Origin of the sequence: Tenggerimyces flavus, assembly GCF_016907715.1 — a bacterium.
Taxonomy (GTDB): domain Bacteria; phylum Actinomycetota; class Actinomycetes; order Propionibacteriales; family Actinopolymorphaceae; genus Tenggerimyces; species Tenggerimyces flavus.
In genome coordinates this window covers 7,647,970-7,664,061 of sequence record NZ_JAFBCM010000001.1, presented here as the reverse complement: position 1 = coordinate 7,664,061, position 16,092 = coordinate 7,647,970, and the positions used below count along the sequence as shown (strand labels likewise).

The following is a 16,092-nucleotide window of genomic DNA, read 5'->3' as shown; positions in this document are numbered from 1 at the left end:
CTACCCGCTTAAGCGCGCCATTTTCTCGCCTGGTAGGCGGTCTTGACGTCGCCGGCGAAGCCGCAGGCCTTGTAGAAGGCGTGGGTCGAGGGTTGCTTCGAGCCCGTCATCAGCATGGCCTTGTAGCAGCCCGCGTCCCAGGCGGCTTGCAGCGTCGCGGACATCAGCTGCTTGCCCAATCCCGTTCCCCGCAAGGACTCTTCGACGACGACGTTCTCGATCAGGGCGTACGGCGAGGCCGAGCGGGTGAGGTTGGGCATCACGTTCAGGTACGTCGTGGCGACCACCTCGCCGTCGCGTTCGAGAACGAGGAGCCGCAGCCGGGGCGTCCGCAGGATCTCCTCGAACGCCTCGGCGTCGGAGCCGTCGGTGACATCCGGGTCGTCGGGGTTCAGCTGCCGGTAGAGCCGGCGGATCGCGTCGAGGTCGCTCGGTTGTGCGTCACGGATCACAGCTCCGCAGCCTAGCTCGACTACACTCGCGGGTAGTACGCATGCACATGTGTAGCGCATCGATCGAAGACGCTGAACAAGCTGCTCAGCGACCCGCGCCTGGGACAAACTGGTGACAAGGTAGGGCGCATGACCACACCGCGCACCGCACCCCGACTCGCCGACAACGTCCTCGTGACTCCGGGCTCGGGACTCGTGCTCGCCGAGTGGACGGCCGATGGCGCGACCGGCGACGAGGACCGTAGCCCGGAGGCGATACGGGTGCTGTGGGAGAGCTACGGCGCCCAGCTGCTCTAGGAGACTTCCTCCAACCGGGACGAGAGAAACGCGCGTTCTGCTTCGTTGTCCGCCTGGGCGAGCGCCGTGCGGTAGGCGTCGGCGGCCTCCTTCAGCCGGCCCATCCGGCGGAGCAGGTCGGCCTTGGTCGCCGGCAGGTAGCGGTAGCCGTCGAGCCGGCCGTCCTGCTCCAACGACTCGATCACCGGCAGCGCCGCCTCCGGGCCGGACACCATCGAGAGCGCGATCGCGCGGTTCAACGCGACGACCGGCGACGGCCAGATCGCGAGCAGCTCGCCATACAGGCTGAGGATCTGCGGCCAGTCGGTGTCGTCGTACGTTCTCGCCACCGCATGCAGCGCGGCGACCGCGGCCTGCAGCGCGTACCGGCCACGACTCGGGCCGCGGAGCGCCTCGACCACGAGCCGGTCCGCCTCCTCGATCTCCGCCCGGTCCCACGCCGTTCGGTCCTGTTCCGACAGCAGCAGCAACCGGCCCGAGGCGTCGGTACGGGTCGTCCGCCGGGCATGGGTGACGAGCAGCAGCGCCAGCAAGCCCCGTACCTCCCGCTCGTCCGGCATCAGTGAACGCAACAGCCGGGCGAGGTCGACGGATCGTTCGACCAGCTCCAGGTTGACCAACTCGTCGCCCGAAGGCGCGGTGTGGCCGGTCGTGAACAGCAGATGGATCACGGTGAGAACGGCGTCCAACCGATCCGGCAGCTCGGCCGAATCCGGAACCCGGTAAGCGATGTGGGCCGCCGCGATCTTCTTCTTCGCACGCGTCAGTCGAGCCGCCATCGTGGCCTCCGACACGAGGAACGCCTGCGCGATGTGCGGGGTCGGGATGCCACACACCAGCCGCAGCGTGAGCGCGACCTGCGCCTCCTGGGCGAGCGCCGGGTGGCAGCAGGTGAAGATCAGCCGCAGCCGGTCGTCCGGCACGGACTCGGGGTCGTCCATCTCGCTCACCTCCGGTTCGATCAGCATCGGCAGCTTGGTCTTCAGCACCTGCTCGCGGCGCATCGCGTCGAGCGCCTTCCGGCGCGCGGTGGTCGTGAGCCACGCACCCGGGCTGCGCGGGACGCCGTCGCGTTCCCACGCGTCGAGCGCGGTGACGTACGCCTCCTGCACGCACTCCTCGGCCAGGTCGAGGTCGCGCGTGACCCTGGCCGTTGCCGCGAGGACGAACGACCACTCGTGGCGATGCGCTTCGGCTACGGCGCGCGCGACCTCGTCGGCCGTCACTCCTGGATGCCGATCAGCGGCCGGATCTCGACCGAGCCGCGCCACGTCGACGGGCACTCCCGGGCGATCCGGATCGCGTGGTCGAGGTCGCGTGCCTCGAGGACGAACGCGCCGCCGAGCACCTCCTTGGCCTCGAGGAACGGCCCGTCGGTGACGGCGTCGCCGCGGATCGTCGTGGCCGTGCTGCTCGGGGCGAGCGCGATCGCCGGCCCGGTCTTGCCGCCGAGCTCCTTGACCCGCTCGTCGTAGCGCAGATGCGCCTCCAGCTCCGCCGGAGGCATGTCGGACGGCTCGTCGGGGGTGGGCATGTAGAGCAGGATCGCGTACTGAGGCATCTGTCTTGTCCCTTCCGGAGTGATCTTCCTACAGCCTCGACGAACGGGCAGCTCCGGGAATCGACAGGACTCAGCAGATCTCTCGCGGCAGGTCCCTGGCATGGACGAGGACAGCGCGAGACCGGAGAGCGACGCACCCACGCGCAGGCTCTCCGCGATCAACGTCCCAGTCAGCATGTCGCCGACGCTAGCCTCGATCTGTCGTCCGGCCGTTGGTTCGCCCGGTCCGGGCCGACCGCGTGCCAAGGATCATGTTTACATGATCATTGGCCCCTTTACATGGGGTGGACGCCAGGTAGAGAGGCGACTGGCCGGGTAAAGGCGTCCACGACGCCCACCCACGGAGTGCCTTCCCGCTCAGATCACTCGAGACGTCGCGATCCCCAGTCTCCCCAGGAGGACAGGCACGTCCGTCTTTCACAGACCAACGTCGCCCACCGACAACGGTGGGCGTTGTAGCTTTCCTGCATGGCCGCACCTGAGACACCTGACGAGCCGCGACGCAGCGGTGGACCTGGACTGTTTCGCTCGTTCGGATCCGCCGCGAGCGGTGCCGAGGACTACCGGATGCTCCTCACGGTCATCGCCGGCCTGTCGCTCGGCGTCGCGGCGACCGCGTTGCCGGCGTTGATCGAGGGCCCGTTCGCGACCTGGCTCTACCCGGCCAAGGTCGCGATGTGGCTCACCGGTATCGCCGCGACCGTGCTGGAGTATCTCGCGGTGTCGTTCGGGTCCCGGTTGTACCTGGTCCGGGTCGAGCTGTTCGCCACCCTGAGCCTGTCGCTCGTTTTCCTCGCCCAGGCTGGGATGTTCGTCGTGTTGACGATGGGCTCGGACAACCTGGGCACGCGGTGGTTCGTGATGTTCGCGTTCTTCAACCTCCTCTCCGGACTCGAGGCCGAGCACGGCCGCCGCGTGGTGTTGAAGCACGCGGTCGGCAAGTTCCCCGAGCAGGTCGTGCATCGGTACGCCGGATCGCTCAAGCAGGTGGCGCTCTTCGTGACCGTCACCGGTGCGCTGTCGTTGGTGTTCGCGATCCTGGGAGGCGGCGTTCCGAACGTCGTCGTGTTCGTCATGGCGCTGCTCGCGCTCGGGACGACCGTTGCGGCGAACGTCCAACAGCGCAAGATCCGCGACGAGCTGGCGCAGTACGGGATCATCTGACGAAGGCGACCTCGGGGAAGCGCGGCGACTCCCTCCACAGCATTGGTTGCGGACGGCCCCGCAGGAACTGGTCGAAGTACGCGCCGAGGTAGCTGCCGACCGCCGTCACGGCACGCGCCGGCTCGATCGCGCCGAGGGCCTGCGTGATGACCTCGTGCGGGATCCCGTTCGCCTTCGCCAACGGGGGAAGGACAATCTGGTGGTCGGCGAACGCGCCATGCGAGCCGGTCGGCAGGTTGAGGTCAAGCTTCCACGCGCGCTGGTTGAGCCAGAACGCGGCCCAGGCCGGGTCGTCGAGGTGCGAGTGCGTCCCGCCGCCGAACAGCAGGAACGGTCTCGTCAACCCGCGTTGGACGACCTCGCTCAGGTCGTACGAGCCGTCGTCCCGCTCGTACTTCATCGAGCCGTCCAGGTTGACGCCGACATCGATCCGGCGGTCGACGAGCATCGCCTCGGCCGCGGTGAAGCCGCCGAGCGAGTGCCCGTACATGCCCATGCGGCGGAGATCCAGCGCGCCGCGAAGTCCCCGTGGGAGTTGACGATTCTCCGCGTCCGGGTTGCCACCGTTCGCGATCCGCTCGAGCGCGTCGAGGACGAACCTGGTGTCGGCGACGCGGACCGGGATCTCGCGGTCCTTGAACGTCTCGTGCCACAACGGCGCCTCAACGCCGGTGACGCGACCGCCGGGGAACTCCACCGGCGTCTCGTACGTGTGGTCGATCGTCACCACCACGTAGCCGCGGCTCGCAAGCTCCTCGGCCTGGTAGGTGCCGACCGTGCGGCTTGCGCCGAGTGCGGGGGAGCAGAGCAGGACGGGATGGCGGCCGAGCGCTTTGGCTCCACGGTGGGCGTGCGTGGTCGTTCCGGCGAGGTCCAGCGTGTCGCCGGCGAGCCCGAGGAAGCCGGCCAGTTGGCTCGCGAGCTGCGGGGCAACGTTCGCGCCGGCGTACGGTGCTGTCGGCTCGTGCGACGACGGGCGGGCCGGGTACCAGACGCTGATCATCAACTCTCGTGGGCGATTCGCGACCCACGGATCCGTCCGCGAGGTGTCGACGAGGTGCATCTCGGTGGTGCCGAGCTCGTACGGTCCGGTCGGTTCGGGGAGCCGCGGCCGCAGTCCTCGTGCGGCGTTCGCCGTTGTGGCGTTGCCCAAAAGGGCAAGACTGGCGGCGATTCCGATGGACACGGTGCGGCGGCTGATCAGGCTCATGATCGACCATCCTGCTGGCCGCCGTCGGCGCGGCGAATCCCTCGCGGGTCGCGTTGTTCTACGTCTGAGGGATGACCGCGTCGCGGTTCAAGCCACGGCGAACGACAGGCGCAGCTCGATCGTGTCGCCCTCGTTCAGGTCCTCCGCCTTGCGGACCTTGTCCTTGAGCGGAACGAGGTAGCAGCCGTCCTTCGGGATGAGCGCGGTGGTGAACTCGGTGTCGCCGACCTGACCGCTGGCGGGGACCATGCCCCAGCCGTAGGTGAGGCCGGTGGCGATGTCGCGGATGTCCTCGCTGTCCTCCTCGGGAACGCGCACGAAGTAGTACGGCGCCGGCCCACGCCAGTGGAAGATCTCGCCGCTGAACTCCACGTCCATGCCTCGCACGATAGACCGCGTTCCGGACAGTCCGCGTCCGGAACCGCTAGATCCGCAGGCCGGCGAGGACGAGGCGGAGGTGGCGGCGGCAGGCTTCCGGGCCGGCGGACCGGAGGATGCCGGAGGTCGCGGCGAACAGCGCGGTGAGGTCGTGCGCGTCCACGTCCGCTCGTGCGGCTCCGGTGGCCTGGGCGGCTTCGAGGTACGTCACCGCCTGGCGGTTCGCCACGTCGCACAGGGTGGTCAGCTCGCGCGACTCCGGGAAGCGGCGGGTGAGGATGTCGTCCTGCGCCGGGCACTCGACCTGCAGCTCCAGCAGGCCGCTGACGTACCGCGCGAACGAGCCCCACGCGTCCGGCTCCGACTCCGCGTCGGCGGCGACCGCGGCCATCCGCGACGCGACGAGCGCCGGTGCGATCGCGTCGATGAGCGCTTCGCGGCTGCCGAACCGGTTGTACAACGTGCCCGTGCTGACCCCCGCCGCCCGGGCGACCTCGTCCAGCGGCGCGCCGAGACCCTGCGCGACGAACACGCGCGTCGCCGCGGCGGTGAGCTTCTCGACGTTCTCGCGGGCGTCCCGGCGCAGCGCGGCCACGGCCGTCCTCCTTAAGTTGATGGGCACCTCAAGTTAGTGCTACGGTCCCAACTTGAGACGACCATCAACTTAGCATCGGAGACCGATGAACGAGCGGATGCGCATCGACCTCTGGAGCGATTTCTCTTGTCCGTGGTGTTACGTCGGCGCCGCGCGGCTGGAGAAGGCGGTCCAGGCATCGCCGCACGCCGACCAGATCGAGATCGTCCCGCGTGCGTTCGAGCTCGACCCTGGCGCGCCGAAGGTGCCTGTGGCGGTGACGACGTACGTGGCGAAGCGGATGGGCTGGTCGGAGGCCGACACGCTCCGGCAGCTGGACTCGATGCTGCCGCTGACCGAGGCGGAGGGCTTGCCGTACAAGTCCGACCGCGTCGCGGCGAACACGTTCGACGCCCATCGCGTGCTGCAGCTCGCCACCACCACCGGCCATGGGCCGCGGTTCCTGGCGGAGCTGCAGCTGGCGCTGTTCGGCGGCCGGATGGACACGTTCGACCACGCGTTCCTCGTCGCGACCGCCGAGGGCGTGGGCGTCGCGCGGGAACGGGCCGAGCAGGTGCTGGCGAGCGACGAGTTCGCCGACGTCGTACGCGGCGACCAGGCCGAGGCCCAGCAGCTCGGCGTCACCGGCGTCCCGTTCACGGTCGTCGACGCGCGCTACGGCATCCCCGGCGCGGTCCCGCTCGACACGTTCACGCAGGCGATCGACGAGGCGTGGTCAGCGCGCGGGAGTCAGTGACCGCCACAGCACGCGGGCCAGGAGCGCGGGTCCGGCGATGCCCCCGCCGAGCACCACCGCGCGGCGCAGGCGGACCTCGGTCTCGGCCGGCGGAACGGAGGTGGCGATCTCCGCGAGGAGACGTGATCGAGACGACATCTTTGTTTCTTTCCCCCTCCGGTGCTACCTGCGGAACAGCGCCGTCAGCAGGAAGTCCTTGCCGAACGTCGCCGCGTCGTCCGGTTGCTCGGCCATCGGTCTGAGCTCGACCTCGGTGTAGTCGGAGAAGATCCAGCGCAGCGAGTCCTGGTCGTACGCGAGGCCGCCCTCGAGCGAGCCCGCGCGGTACAGCTCCTCGTCGGTGCGCTCGGAGCCCATCGCGCCGGCGGCGAAGCAGACCAGCCCGAAGTGGCCGCCCGGCTCGAGGACGCGGTCGATCAGGTCTCGGTAGCTGACCCTGCGGTGCGGTGGCAGGTGGTGCAGGCAGCCGGAGTCGTACACCAGGTCGTACCGGTCGTGCGGCAGCGCGACGGTGAAGATGTCGGCCTGGTGGAACCGTACGTCGACGCTCGCCTCCGCGGCACGGGCCTTGCCCCACTCGATCGCCGACGACGACAGGTCGACGGCGTCGACATCGAAGCCCGCTTGGGCGAGCGCGATCGCGTTGCGCCCGTGTCCACAGCCGAGGTCGAGCGCGCGGCCCTTCGGGAGGACGCCGGTCGACAGCCAGGAAGCGAGCGACTCGTCCGGCTTGGCGACGAAGAACGGGATCGGCTTCTCCCGATCGGCGTAGAACTGGTCCCACTTCGCCGCGTCCGCCGCGAACCAGCCGTCCAGCATGCGCAGGACGTCCTCGACCGAACGGAGGTCCCGCATCACTGGCCGCTTCCCTTGGTGAGGTCGAGGCGGAGCAGGATCTCGGTGCCGTCCAGTTCGCCGGTCGGCTCGAAGCCGAACCCCTGGTAGAACGGCCACGGCTCGCCGTCGCCGGGCTGGTAGCTCGTGAGCAGCTCGGTGGCGCCGTCCTTCTTGGCGAGATCGATGACCAGGCTGAGCCCCGCGCGCCCGACGCCGCGGCGCTGGTGGCGTTCGTCGACGAGCAGCCGCCAGAGGAAGTACGGGCCGAAGATCCCGGGCTGGCCTGGCGGCACCTTCCAGCTCATCATCACGAACCCGACCGGCTCGTCGCCGTCGTAGATCGCCCGGTACCAGGGCTTGGCTTCGGGGTGGTTCTCGGCGTCTCGGAGCGACTGGGCAACCGACGCGACGAACTGGTTCTGGGTCGGCTTGACCTTCAGGGCGAGGACAGCGTCCCTGTTCTCGTCGGTGATGTCGCGCAGGTGCAGCGAATTCTCTGTCGTCACGTCGCCCATCCTCCCGTAACGTGTCCGGCGATGGTCTTGGTTCCAGAGCGCTTCGCCGCCGAACGCATTCGCAAGAGTGGTGCCGCCGGCCGCCGCTGGGTCTCGGAGCTTCCCGCGCTGGTGGAGCGGCTCGCTGCTCGATGGCAGGTCTCGTTGGCGGCGGAGCCGGCGCAGTACGGGGACCTCGCGCTCGTCGTCTTCGGGTCGGTGCTCGGTCAGCCGTGCGTGCTGAAGGTGTCGTGGTCGGAGCACTCGACGTACGACGAGGTCGCCGCCCTGCGCGCGTGGAACGGGCATGGCGCCGTACGGCTGCTCGAGGCGTCGCCCGACGACGGTGCTGTGCTGCTCGAACGGCTGGATGCCGCACGCTCGTTGGAGAAACTCCCACTGCTGTCGGCCGCGGAGATCGCCGGCGGGGTGATCCGGCGGCTCACCGTTCCGGCGCCGCCCGGGATCCGGGCTCCGCGCGAGGACGTCCCGCTGGGGGAGCGGCAGGCGGAGCTCGGCTCGCCGGTGCCGCGGCGTTGGGTCGACCAGGCGTCGGAGCTGTTGGTTGCGTTGCAGGCTTCGAGTGGGCGCTCGCTCGTTCACACCGACCTGCACTACGGCAACATCCTCGGCGCCGAACGGGAGCCCTGGCTGGCGATCGACCCGCGGCCGGTCGCCGGTGACCCGGAGCTCTCCGTCCCGGAGCTGATGTGGTGGCGGCTCGACCTCGACGCGCGGCCCGCCGCTATCCGTACGCTGCTGGACACGCTCGTGGCGGCGGGGTCGCTGGACCCGGACAAGGCGCTCGGCTGGACGATCGTTCGGGCGGTCAGCTACTGGCTGTGGGGACTGCAAACGGGGTTGACGATCGACCCGGCGCGGTGCGAACGGCTGCTCGAGGCACTGGCCTGAGTTAGGTAGTCGTTGCCGATGCGATCAGCGCTCGATCGTGGAGACTCTGGGGGCATGGAGACACCCAGGATCATCGTCCGGCCGGCGTCGCTGAAGGACCTGGCGGCCGTGCACGCGTTGGCGGAGCGGTCCGTGCTGACGCTGCTGGACGAGGTCTACACCGCGGCCCAGCTCGAGGCCGGGCGGACGGTGGGGCTCTACCAGGTCGAGGAGGAGCTGTTCGCCGACGGCACCTACTACGTGCTGGAGGTCGACGGGCTCCTCGTCGCCGGCAGCGGATGGAGCGCCCGCGGTCAGTTCTATCCACCAGGGACGCCGGACGGCTCGGCGCACTCGGCGCACTCGGCCGCTGTCACGACGGCGACGATGCGCGCGACGTACGTCGACCCGGCGTGGACCCGCCGCGGCTTCGCGTCGCTGCTCGCGCAGACGACCGAGGCCGCGGCCCGGATCGCGGGCTTCCGGCGCTTCGAGGCGCTGTGCACGCCGTTGAGCGAGGCCGTACGCCTCCGCCTCGGCTATCACGTCGCCGAGCGAGTGACCGTTCGCGTTCTGGACGACATCTCCTGGCCGGCGGCCCTGATGCGCAAGACGGTTTAGGTGGTCGTGAGCCCGAGCTGGTCGCGGCGGCGGGTGAGGTAAGCGGTCTCGGCGGTGTTGCCCGCGAGCTCGATGGCCTTGTCGTACGCCGCGCGCGAGTCCTGGCTGCGGCCGAGCCTGCGGAGGAGGTCGGCGCGGGCGGCGTGGTACGCGTGGTAGCCGGCCAGCTTGTCCTCGAGCCGGTCGATGGCACCCAGCGCCACCTCAGGGCCGTCGAGCTCGGCGACCGCGATCGCCCGGTTGAGGGCGATGACCGGTGAGGCGTCGAGACTGACGAGCTGGTCGTACAGGGCGACGACCTGGGACCAGTCGGTGTCGCGTACGTCGCGGGCGTCGGTGTGGACGGCGTTGATGGCCGCGAGGATCTGGTAGCGGCCGGGAGCTTCGCCGGCGACGAGACGTTCGCGGACCAGCCGGTGCCCCTCGGTGACCAGCGCCGCGTTCCAGGCGCCGCGGTCCTGTTCGTCGAGGCTGACCAGTTCGCCGTTCGCCGCGACCCGAGCGGTGCGGCGGGCCTCGATGAGCAGCATCAACGCCAGCAGGCCGGCGACCTCGCCGTCGTTCGGCAGCAGGGTGCGGATCAGGCGGGTGAGCCGGATCGCCTCGGCGGTGAGGGTGGGGCGTACGGGATCGGTGTCGGGGCCGGTCGCCAGGTAGCCCTCGTTGAACACGAGGAAGAGCACGGCGAGGACGCCGGAGACGCGTTCGGGGAGGTCCTCGGCGTTGGGGACCTGGTACGGGATGCGCGCCGCTTTGATCTTGGCCTTCGCGCGGGTGATCCGCTGGCCCATCGCGGCCTCCTGAACCAGGAACGCGCGGGCGATCTCGGGCATGGTCAGGCCGCCGACCATGCGCAGCGTCAGCGCGATGCGGGTCTCCATCGCGAGGGCGGGATGGCAGCAGGTGAAGATCAGCCGGAGCCGCTCGTCCTCGATGGCCCCGAGGGGCTCCGGCGGGTCGTCGTCGTACGCCATCTGAGCCTCCTTGTGCTTGCCGTCGCGCTTGCTTTCGCGCCGGATGCGGTCGATGGCCTTGCGGTTGGCGGTCATCGTCAGCCAGGCACCAGGGTTGGGCGGGACACCGTCGGTCGGCCACCGCTCGACGGCGGTCGCGAACGCCTCGGCAGCAGCCTCCTCGGCGACGTCGAGGTCGCCGAAGCGCTTGGTCAGCGAGGCGACCACCCGCGCCCACTCCTCATGGTGCGCGGCGGTGATGGCTTCTTCGACGTCGCTCACGCCCTGGATCACCTCCTTGTGGCTGGGGTCGTCGCTCACTCTCGCTACGAACGCGTGCGCCCCGATCCGACAACCTGCCTACCGGATTCTTGCTTGAGGAGGTCGGCCGAGAGGGGAAGGGGGTCGTCGAAACGACGCTCGGGACCTTGACCTCGCCACTATGCTTGGCAGAAGAGAGCATGAGGGTCATCCCAACCCGCGGGCGCCCCCGCCGGTCGCTCCAGCAGAGTCAAGAACCCACCCAGGTCCCGCCCACGAAGGCGAAACGTCGCCGCGCGTGGAGCGCGAGACTGGAGAAGGCCGCCCTCTGGGCGTTCCTCAACAACCGTTTCCGTCAATAGGGCAACGATCCACGGGGTAGTCGTGGTCGGGATCGCTAGTCCGGCCACGCGGCCAGGGCGTCGGTGCCGGTGAAGGTGGCGGTCGGGGGCTGCCAGCGGGTGAGGTCGTGGGCGAAGTACGCCGTGTCCACGTGCCGGAGCTCGTCCATCCAGTCCGGTGCCGTGACGTCGAGGTCGCTGGCGCCAAGGCGGACGGCCAGGTCGGCGAGTGCGTAGTCGCTGGCCTGGTCGAACGCCTGCCCGGCCAGCAGCACGGTGCCTTCCGCCATCCCGCTGATGAGCAGGCTCTGATGACCCGGCGAGTGTCCCAGCGTCGGCACGACGGTGACACCCGCCATCAGCTCGTGCCGACCGTCGACGACCTGGAGACTCACACCCGGGAAGTCGACGGCCGCCCCGCGCACCGTGTAGTCCGAATCGAGAGCGGCCTCGACCTCGCGCCGCTGCACCACGATCGGCGTGCCGGCGAACAGGTGGTTCCCACCCGCATGGTCCGCATGCAAGTGGCAGTTGACGACGACATCGATGTCGCCGAGAGCCGCACCGGCGGCCGCGAGCTGCTCCTCGAGCTGGAACGTTCGCGGCGTGTACCGCCGCACGGCCTCGGCGTCGCCGACGATCCCCGTGTCGAACAGGACGGTTCCCTCGGGGTGCCGGAGCAGGTACGCGCAGACGACGTACGGCGCCCGCACCCGCGTCTCGTACTTCGCGAGGTCGCCACCCGGCACCCAGAAAAGACCCAGGGGTATCGGTGTCAGCTCGATGCTCACCACCAAGTCCTCAGCGCAAGCGGTAAGCGCGGATCGTCGTCTGCTTGAGCGTCCCACCCACGCTGTCGCTCACCTCGCCGCGCAGCGAAACCCAACCGGGCTTGGCGGCATGGACCAGGACCGCCGTGTAGCGGCCGTTCCCGCGCGGCCGCAGCGGCACCGACTGCCAGGTCGTGCCGTCGTCGTACGACAGCGAGAGCTTCGCCGGCTCCAGCGTGCCCGCTTGCAGTCCGCGTACGTGCCGCGCCTGCAGGTCGATGGCGAACGGACGCCCAGGTGGCGCCGTATTGCTCGAGTCCGTCGGCACCGCCCAGTCCAGGTCGAGCAGCGGGATGCCGCGCGGCGGCCAGGACGTGTCCCCCTCGTACGCCGACCGGAACGTCCAGTCCGACTCGCTGAACGACGAGCTCGTCCACACCGGCCCCTGCCGCCGGATCGTGTGCACGAACCGGTACGTCGCCGGCTCCGGCGGCAGCCCGTCCACGTCGACCGACCCCCTCGGCGCCTCGGCCAGCAGCTCGTCGCCGCGGTAGATGCGGCTGCTCACCGACTGATGCTGGTCCTGGTTGAGGTAGGAGTCGCCCCAGTGCCCGGGCACGCCGTCCTGGTAGTCGCGCAGCAGGACGTTGAGGCTGTTCTCCCGCCGGTACACGTCGGTGATGGAGAACTCCGAGTCCGTTCCGACCGTGTACGGCGCGCCCCACCAGCGTTCGGAGGACTTGCTGCCCGGTCGGTACGTGCGGTAGTTCGACCACATCACCGGCACCTTGTCCGCGCGGGCCGTGGGCAGCCTGACCATCGAGCCCCAGCGCGTCCCATTCGCCGACACGTAGTCCGTGCGCCGCGGCTCGGCGACCACCGGGGTGAGCCCGGTGACCCGCAGCGACCCGCGCTCGGAGAAACCGACCCGACTCTCCCGGGTGGTCCGCCCGTCCGCACCGACGCCGACGAACGTGGTGTCGATCGTCGTCAGGTCGCGGCTGGTGATCCGGAACGTGCCGCTCGCCGGGAGCCGGTCCGCGGTCGGCACGAGCAGGTCGTAGACGTACGGCGACCGCCCGGGCGCCGAGCCCGGCCGCACGAGCCGCCCGCCGGCGACGAACTCGAACTCACCCGCCCGCACCGGTGCGCTCGGTGCCACGGCGAGCTGCGGGACCTTGCCGGAGTACATGAGTTGCGCGTCCATGTGGTCGCCGTCGTCGTACCACCGCTTCCAGCCCAACTGGAGCTGCGTAGGCGTCGAGGCTCGCGGCGTGCGGAACGACAGCGGGTTGCCGCGCCGCGCGTCCAGCGTGACCGTCCGGTTCTCGGTCAACGCGAGCTGCGGCGTGCCGTCGACGGTCTCGGCGAGGATCGTGCCGTTCGCGTCCTCGGTCGTGACGCCGCCGAGGACCATGTAGTCGTCGCCCGCCGGGAGCCGCATCGTCTTGGGTCCGGTGCCGTCGAAGCTCATGGCGTAGTAGTAGAAGCCGAACGACTTGGTCCAGATCATCGCCCAGCCGGTCGACGACTTGCCGTTGGAGCCGATCGCGTCGACGGTGAGGTCGTAGTGCGGGTCCTCCTCGGCGTACGACCACGGCGTCCTGACGGTCGCACCGCCGCCGGTGGCGACGAGCAGGCCGCTCACGTCGCCGGCCTCGACCAGTTCGGGCTTGACGGTCACGGTCGCTTCGGCCGTACCGCCGGCTGGAACGACGACCTGCGCCGGCGTCACGGTCGCGGCACCGGCGGGCAGCTGGCCGCCCGCGGTGTACGCGGCGGACAGCGCGAGGTCGAGCGTGACCGGTGCCGTGCCGGTGTTGCGGTACGTCGCCTTGCGCTCAACCGGTGCCGTGCCTGTGGGCGGCCACGGCACGAAGCCGAACGTCAACGTGCTCGGCTCGGCGATGACGTTCGCGTTCAACGCGGCCGGCACGTCCAGCCGTCCCGACCCGTGGCCGAACACCGTGCCGCTGGTCGGAGCCTTCGCCGAACCGACCAACGCCGCCTTGAGCTGCGCGGGTGTCCACGTCGGGTGCCGTTGGACGAGGATCGCGGCGGCGCCCGCGACGTGCGGGGTGGCCATCGACGTTCCGGAGACCGACGTGTACTGCTCGTCGACGACGGAGCCGAGCGACGTACCGGCCGCCCTCGCCGCGACGATGTTCACACCCGGTGCTGTCAACTCGGGCTTGACGGCGGCGTCGCCGAGGCGTGGTCCCCGACTGGAGAAGTCCGCCAACTCGTCGGACTTGTCGGTGGCGCCGACGGTCAGTGCGGTGGTAGCGCTGCCGGGCGTACTGACCGTCCCGGATCCAGGCCCGTAGTTGCCCGCGGCGACGACGAAGAGCGTGCCGGTGTCCGTGGTGAGGGAGTCGACCGCGCGCGACAGCAGGTCGGTGCCGTCGGTGGGATCGCCGCCGAGGCTCATGCTGACGACCTTGGCGCCGCCGGCCGCGGCCCACTCCATGCCGGCGATGATCCAGGACTCGTCGCCGAAACCGTCGTCGCCGAGCACCTTGCCCACCATCAGGTCCGCGGCTGGAGCCACGCCCTTGCGCCGGCCTTCGGAGGCCGCACCGCTGCCTGCCACCGTGGCCGCGACGTGGGTGCCGTGACCGTGCCCGTCGACGGCCGACGTGCCGCCGGTGAAGTCGCGCTCGGCACTGACCTTGCCGGCGAGGTCGGGGTGCGTGGGGTCGTACCCGGTGTCGAGGACGGCGACCTTGGTGCCCTCGCCGTCGTACCCGGCCGCCCAGGCCGGCGGGGCGCCGATCAGCGGGACGCTCTGTTCCAGCGTCACCTTGACCTTGCCGTCGAGCCAGATCTTGTCGGCATCGTTCATCGCCTTGCTGGCCGACCAGAACCCGTCGGCGTCGTCCTTGGGCACCGCGACCGCGACGGCGTCGGCGTGGCCGAACGCGCGGGTCTTTGTCGCGCCGGCGGCCGAGAGCGTGCGCGCCTTGGCTTGGACGGCGGTCGCGGAGGTGGCGTCCGGGTACTCGACGATGAGCGGGATCGTCGAGCGACGCTTGTCGTCGTACCCCTGCGCGACGAGGTCGCTGACGTTGAACAGCCGCCGGTCGATGCGATCGGCCTGCAGGAGCGGGAGGATCTCGCGCGGCAGCACGTGCAGGTCGCCGTCGCCGTCGATGAACGACAGGACGTCGGCATCGCGGTTGTCCGGTGCCTCGACCGTTGCCGCCAGGCGCCCGTTCGGCCCGCGCGCGACCTGCACGACGTGGCCGGTCACGAGCGTGACCTGGCCGACGAGGCCGGTGTCAGGGCCGCCGCGCTCAGGCTCGGCTGCCTGGGCGTTCGTCTGGCCAAGCGCGACGATCAGAAGCGCCAACGTCGTAGCGACGGCGGCGATGCGGCGCGTCCGAGACATCAGGGTCCTCTCTGCGGTGCCACGAAATGCTCCGATCCACGATGTCTCCCACCCATCGCCACACCCAGACCCCAAACGTGTCGTAACTCGGCAAGTCGGGAACTCGACACCTCGCACGTGGGGCGCGGTTGAATGGCTGCCATGCATCGGAGCCGCGTCTACGCCGTCCTCATCGACACGCCGCGCGAGCAGGTCGCCGGCGCGACGGACTTCTGGTCCGCCGCGTTGGGAGTCCAAGCTCGGCCACTTCCGGACGAGCCGCAGTTCATCAGCTTGCCGGGAGCGACGGACGGGGTCCGGCTAGCGCTGCAGGCGGTCGACGACGCGCCGCGGTACCACGTGGACATCGAGAGCGACGACCCCGAGGCCGAGCTGGAGCGGCTCGTGGCACTCGGGGCCGAGCTGGTCCAACGGTGGCAGGAGTGCCGCATCCTGCGCGCGCCCGGTGGCCATCTGCTCTGCGTCCTGCCGGTGGAGAGCGACCAGGCCCTGTTCGACGCGACGGCCAAGACCTGGGCCTAGCGCTGGACGCGGTACCTGACGTGGGTGACCGCGGGCTTCGGGTCGACCTCGACCTGCTCGAAGGTGAGGCTCCCGACGCCGTCCAGCGGTCGCTCGCCGGCGCCGAGGGTGAGCGGCGCGAGGTGGAGTACGAGCTCGTCGAGCAGTCCCGCGGCAAGGTACTGCCGTACCGTCTCCGCGCCGCCGGCGACGTGCACGTCGCGGTCGCCCGCGGTCTCGCGCGCCTGCTCGAGTGCGGCCTCGATGCCGGTGGTGACGAAGTGGAACGTGGTGCCGCCGTTCGTCACCGGATCGCGCGGGTCATGAGTGAGGACGAACACCGGGGCGTCGTACGGCAGGTCCGCGGCGTACAGGTTGCGCCCGACGACGTACGCACCCGTCGGGGTCGACTCGAAGGCCGGCGCGTTGGCCTCGTCGTCCTCCCAGGCGAACAGGCGATCGCCGCCTTCGCCGAACGGGTTCTCCGCGCTCTGCTTGGGTCCGGCCAGGTAGCCGTCGGCGGAGACGGTGAGGTCGGTCTTCACGATTCCCATCAGTCGAGTCCTCTCTAATGCGAGAAATTTCGCGTCAACGCCTCCACGGTAGGGCGCTGAGCCGGCGGTCGTCCACGACCGGAAC

Annotated in this window: 19 protein-coding genes; 6 read left to right on the top strand and 13 right to left on the bottom strand. The window is 70.1% G+C overall.

Going from position 1 to position 16,092, the window contains the following annotated elements:
- Positions 1–8: 8 nt before the first annotated feature.
- Positions 9–452 carry a GNAT family N-acetyltransferase gene (locus JOD67_RS35720; RefSeq protein ID WP_372442355.1) on the bottom strand — a complete coding sequence of 148 codons (444 nt, stop codon included), beginning with the start codon at positions 450–452 and terminating at the stop codon, positions 9–11.
- Positions 453–581: 129 nt separating this feature from the next.
- On the opposite strand from JOD67_RS35720, the gene JOD67_RS35715 reads away from it, so the two are divergent.
- The gene (locus JOD67_RS35715; RefSeq protein WP_205122082.1) at positions 582–749 is read left to right on the top strand and encodes a hypothetical protein; all 168 of its coding nucleotides are present in this window, start codon (positions 582–584) and stop codon (positions 747–749) included.
- On the opposite strand, the gene JOD67_RS35710 is transcribed toward JOD67_RS35715, so the two are convergent.
- Complete coding sequence (locus JOD67_RS35710; protein ID WP_205122081.1) at positions 746–1,975, bottom strand: RNA polymerase sigma factor; 1,230 nt, start codon at positions 1,973–1,975, stop codon at positions 746–748. The two genes, JOD67_RS35715 and JOD67_RS35710, sit on opposite strands and share 4 nt — an antisense overlap.
- Positions 1,972–2,310 (bottom strand): YciI family protein, encoded by a 339-nt coding sequence (locus JOD67_RS35705; protein WP_205122080.1) that lies wholly within the window; start codon positions 2,308–2,310, stop codon positions 1,972–1,974. Before JOD67_RS35705 ends, JOD67_RS35710 begins: the two co-directional genes overlap by 4 nt.
- Before the next feature lie 468 nt (positions 2,311–2,778).
- On the opposite strand from JOD67_RS35705, the gene JOD67_RS35700 reads away from it, so the two are divergent.
- The gene (locus tag JOD67_RS35700; protein ID WP_205122079.1) at positions 2,779–3,474 is read left to right on the top strand and encodes a hypothetical protein; all 696 of its coding nucleotides are present in this window, start codon (positions 2,779–2,781) and stop codon (positions 3,472–3,474) included.
- On the opposite strand, the gene JOD67_RS35695 is transcribed toward JOD67_RS35700, so the two are convergent.
- From JOD67_RS35695 to JOD67_RS35685, 3 genes are all read right to left on the bottom strand, one after another.
- The gene (locus tag JOD67_RS35695) at positions 3,467–4,684 is read right to left on the bottom strand and encodes an alpha/beta hydrolase family protein (protein ID WP_205122078.1); all 1,218 of its coding nucleotides are present in this window, start codon (positions 4,682–4,684) and stop codon (positions 3,467–3,469) included. The genes JOD67_RS35700 and JOD67_RS35695 overlap by 8 nt on opposite strands.
- Before the next feature lie 87 nt (positions 4,685–4,771).
- Positions 4,772–5,062, bottom strand: coding sequence for a DUF1905 domain-containing protein (locus tag JOD67_RS35690; RefSeq protein WP_205122077.1), 291 nt, complete (start codon positions 5,060–5,062; stop codon positions 4,772–4,774).
- A gap of 46 nt (positions 5,063–5,108) precedes the next feature.
- Positions 5,109–5,657, bottom strand: coding sequence for a TetR/AcrR family transcriptional regulator (locus tag JOD67_RS35685; RefSeq protein WP_205122076.1), 549 nt, complete (start codon positions 5,655–5,657; stop codon positions 5,109–5,111).
- Between the two features lie 85 nt (positions 5,658–5,742).
- Between JOD67_RS35685 and JOD67_RS35680 the strand changes: the two genes are divergently transcribed.
- Complete coding sequence (locus tag JOD67_RS35680) at positions 5,743–6,393, top strand: DsbA family oxidoreductase (RefSeq protein ID WP_205122075.1); 651 nt, start codon at positions 5,743–5,745, stop codon at positions 6,391–6,393.
- Here the strand turns inward: JOD67_RS35680 and JOD67_RS35675 are convergent.
- The 3 genes from JOD67_RS35675 to JOD67_RS35665 are packed head-to-tail and all read right to left on the bottom strand — an operon-like array spanning position 6,373 to position 7,736.
- Positions 6,373–6,531 (bottom strand): hypothetical protein, encoded by a 159-nt coding sequence (locus JOD67_RS35675; RefSeq protein ID WP_205122074.1) that lies wholly within the window; start codon positions 6,529–6,531, stop codon positions 6,373–6,375. The genes JOD67_RS35680 and JOD67_RS35675 overlap by 21 nt on opposite strands.
- Before the next feature lie 24 nt (positions 6,532–6,555).
- A complete protein-coding gene (locus JOD67_RS35670) occupies positions 6,556–7,248 on the bottom strand; it encodes a class I SAM-dependent methyltransferase (RefSeq protein ID WP_239554213.1) in 693 nt (230 codons plus the stop codon).
- Entirely contained in the window at positions 7,248–7,736 is a 489-nt protein-coding gene (locus JOD67_RS35665; protein WP_205122072.1) for a GNAT family N-acetyltransferase, read from the bottom strand. Before JOD67_RS35665 ends, JOD67_RS35670 begins: the two co-directional genes overlap by 1 nt.
- 30 nt (positions 7,737–7,766) lie before the next feature.
- Here JOD67_RS35665 and JOD67_RS35660 point away from each other — a divergent pair, with 30 nt between their 5' ends.
- Together JOD67_RS35660 and JOD67_RS35655 are read left to right on the top strand one after the other, a co-directional pair.
- On the top strand, positions 7,767–8,636 hold the full coding sequence (locus JOD67_RS35660) for an aminoglycoside phosphotransferase family protein (RefSeq protein WP_205122071.1): 870 nt from the start codon (positions 7,767–7,769) through the stop codon (positions 8,634–8,636).
- A 54-nt stretch (positions 8,637–8,690) separates the two neighbouring features.
- Positions 8,691–9,236, top strand: coding sequence for a GNAT family N-acetyltransferase (locus tag JOD67_RS35655; protein ID WP_205122070.1), 546 nt, complete (start codon positions 8,691–8,693; stop codon positions 9,234–9,236).
- Here JOD67_RS35655 and JOD67_RS35650 read toward each other — a convergent pair.
- The 3 genes from JOD67_RS35650 to JOD67_RS35640 form a co-directional block, all read right to left on the bottom strand.
- Positions 9,233–10,471 (bottom strand): RNA polymerase sigma factor, encoded by a 1,239-nt coding sequence (locus tag JOD67_RS35650; RefSeq protein WP_205123301.1) that lies wholly within the window; start codon positions 10,469–10,471, stop codon positions 9,233–9,235. The two genes, JOD67_RS35655 and JOD67_RS35650, sit on opposite strands and share 4 nt — an antisense overlap.
- Before the next feature lie 376 nt (positions 10,472–10,847).
- Positions 10,848–11,582 (bottom strand): MBL fold metallo-hydrolase, encoded by a 735-nt coding sequence (locus JOD67_RS35645; protein WP_205122069.1) that lies wholly within the window; start codon positions 11,580–11,582, stop codon positions 10,848–10,850.
- Positions 11,583–11,592: 10 nt separating this feature from the next.
- Positions 11,593–14,952 (bottom strand): S8 family peptidase, encoded by a 3,360-nt coding sequence (locus JOD67_RS35640; protein WP_205122068.1) that lies wholly within the window; start codon positions 14,950–14,952, stop codon positions 11,593–11,595.
- Positions 14,953–15,093: 141 nt separating this feature from the next.
- Between JOD67_RS35640 and JOD67_RS35635 the strand changes: the two genes are divergently transcribed.
- Entirely contained in the window at positions 15,094–15,474 is a 381-nt protein-coding gene (locus JOD67_RS35635) for a VOC family protein (RefSeq protein ID WP_205122067.1), read from the top strand.
- Here JOD67_RS35635 and JOD67_RS35630 read toward each other — a convergent pair.
- The gene (locus JOD67_RS35630) at positions 15,471–16,007 is read right to left on the bottom strand and encodes a dihydrofolate reductase family protein (protein WP_205122066.1); all 537 of its coding nucleotides are present in this window, start codon (positions 16,005–16,007) and stop codon (positions 15,471–15,473) included. The two genes, JOD67_RS35635 and JOD67_RS35630, sit on opposite strands and share 4 nt — an antisense overlap.
- Positions 16,008–16,092: the final 85 nt, after the last annotated feature.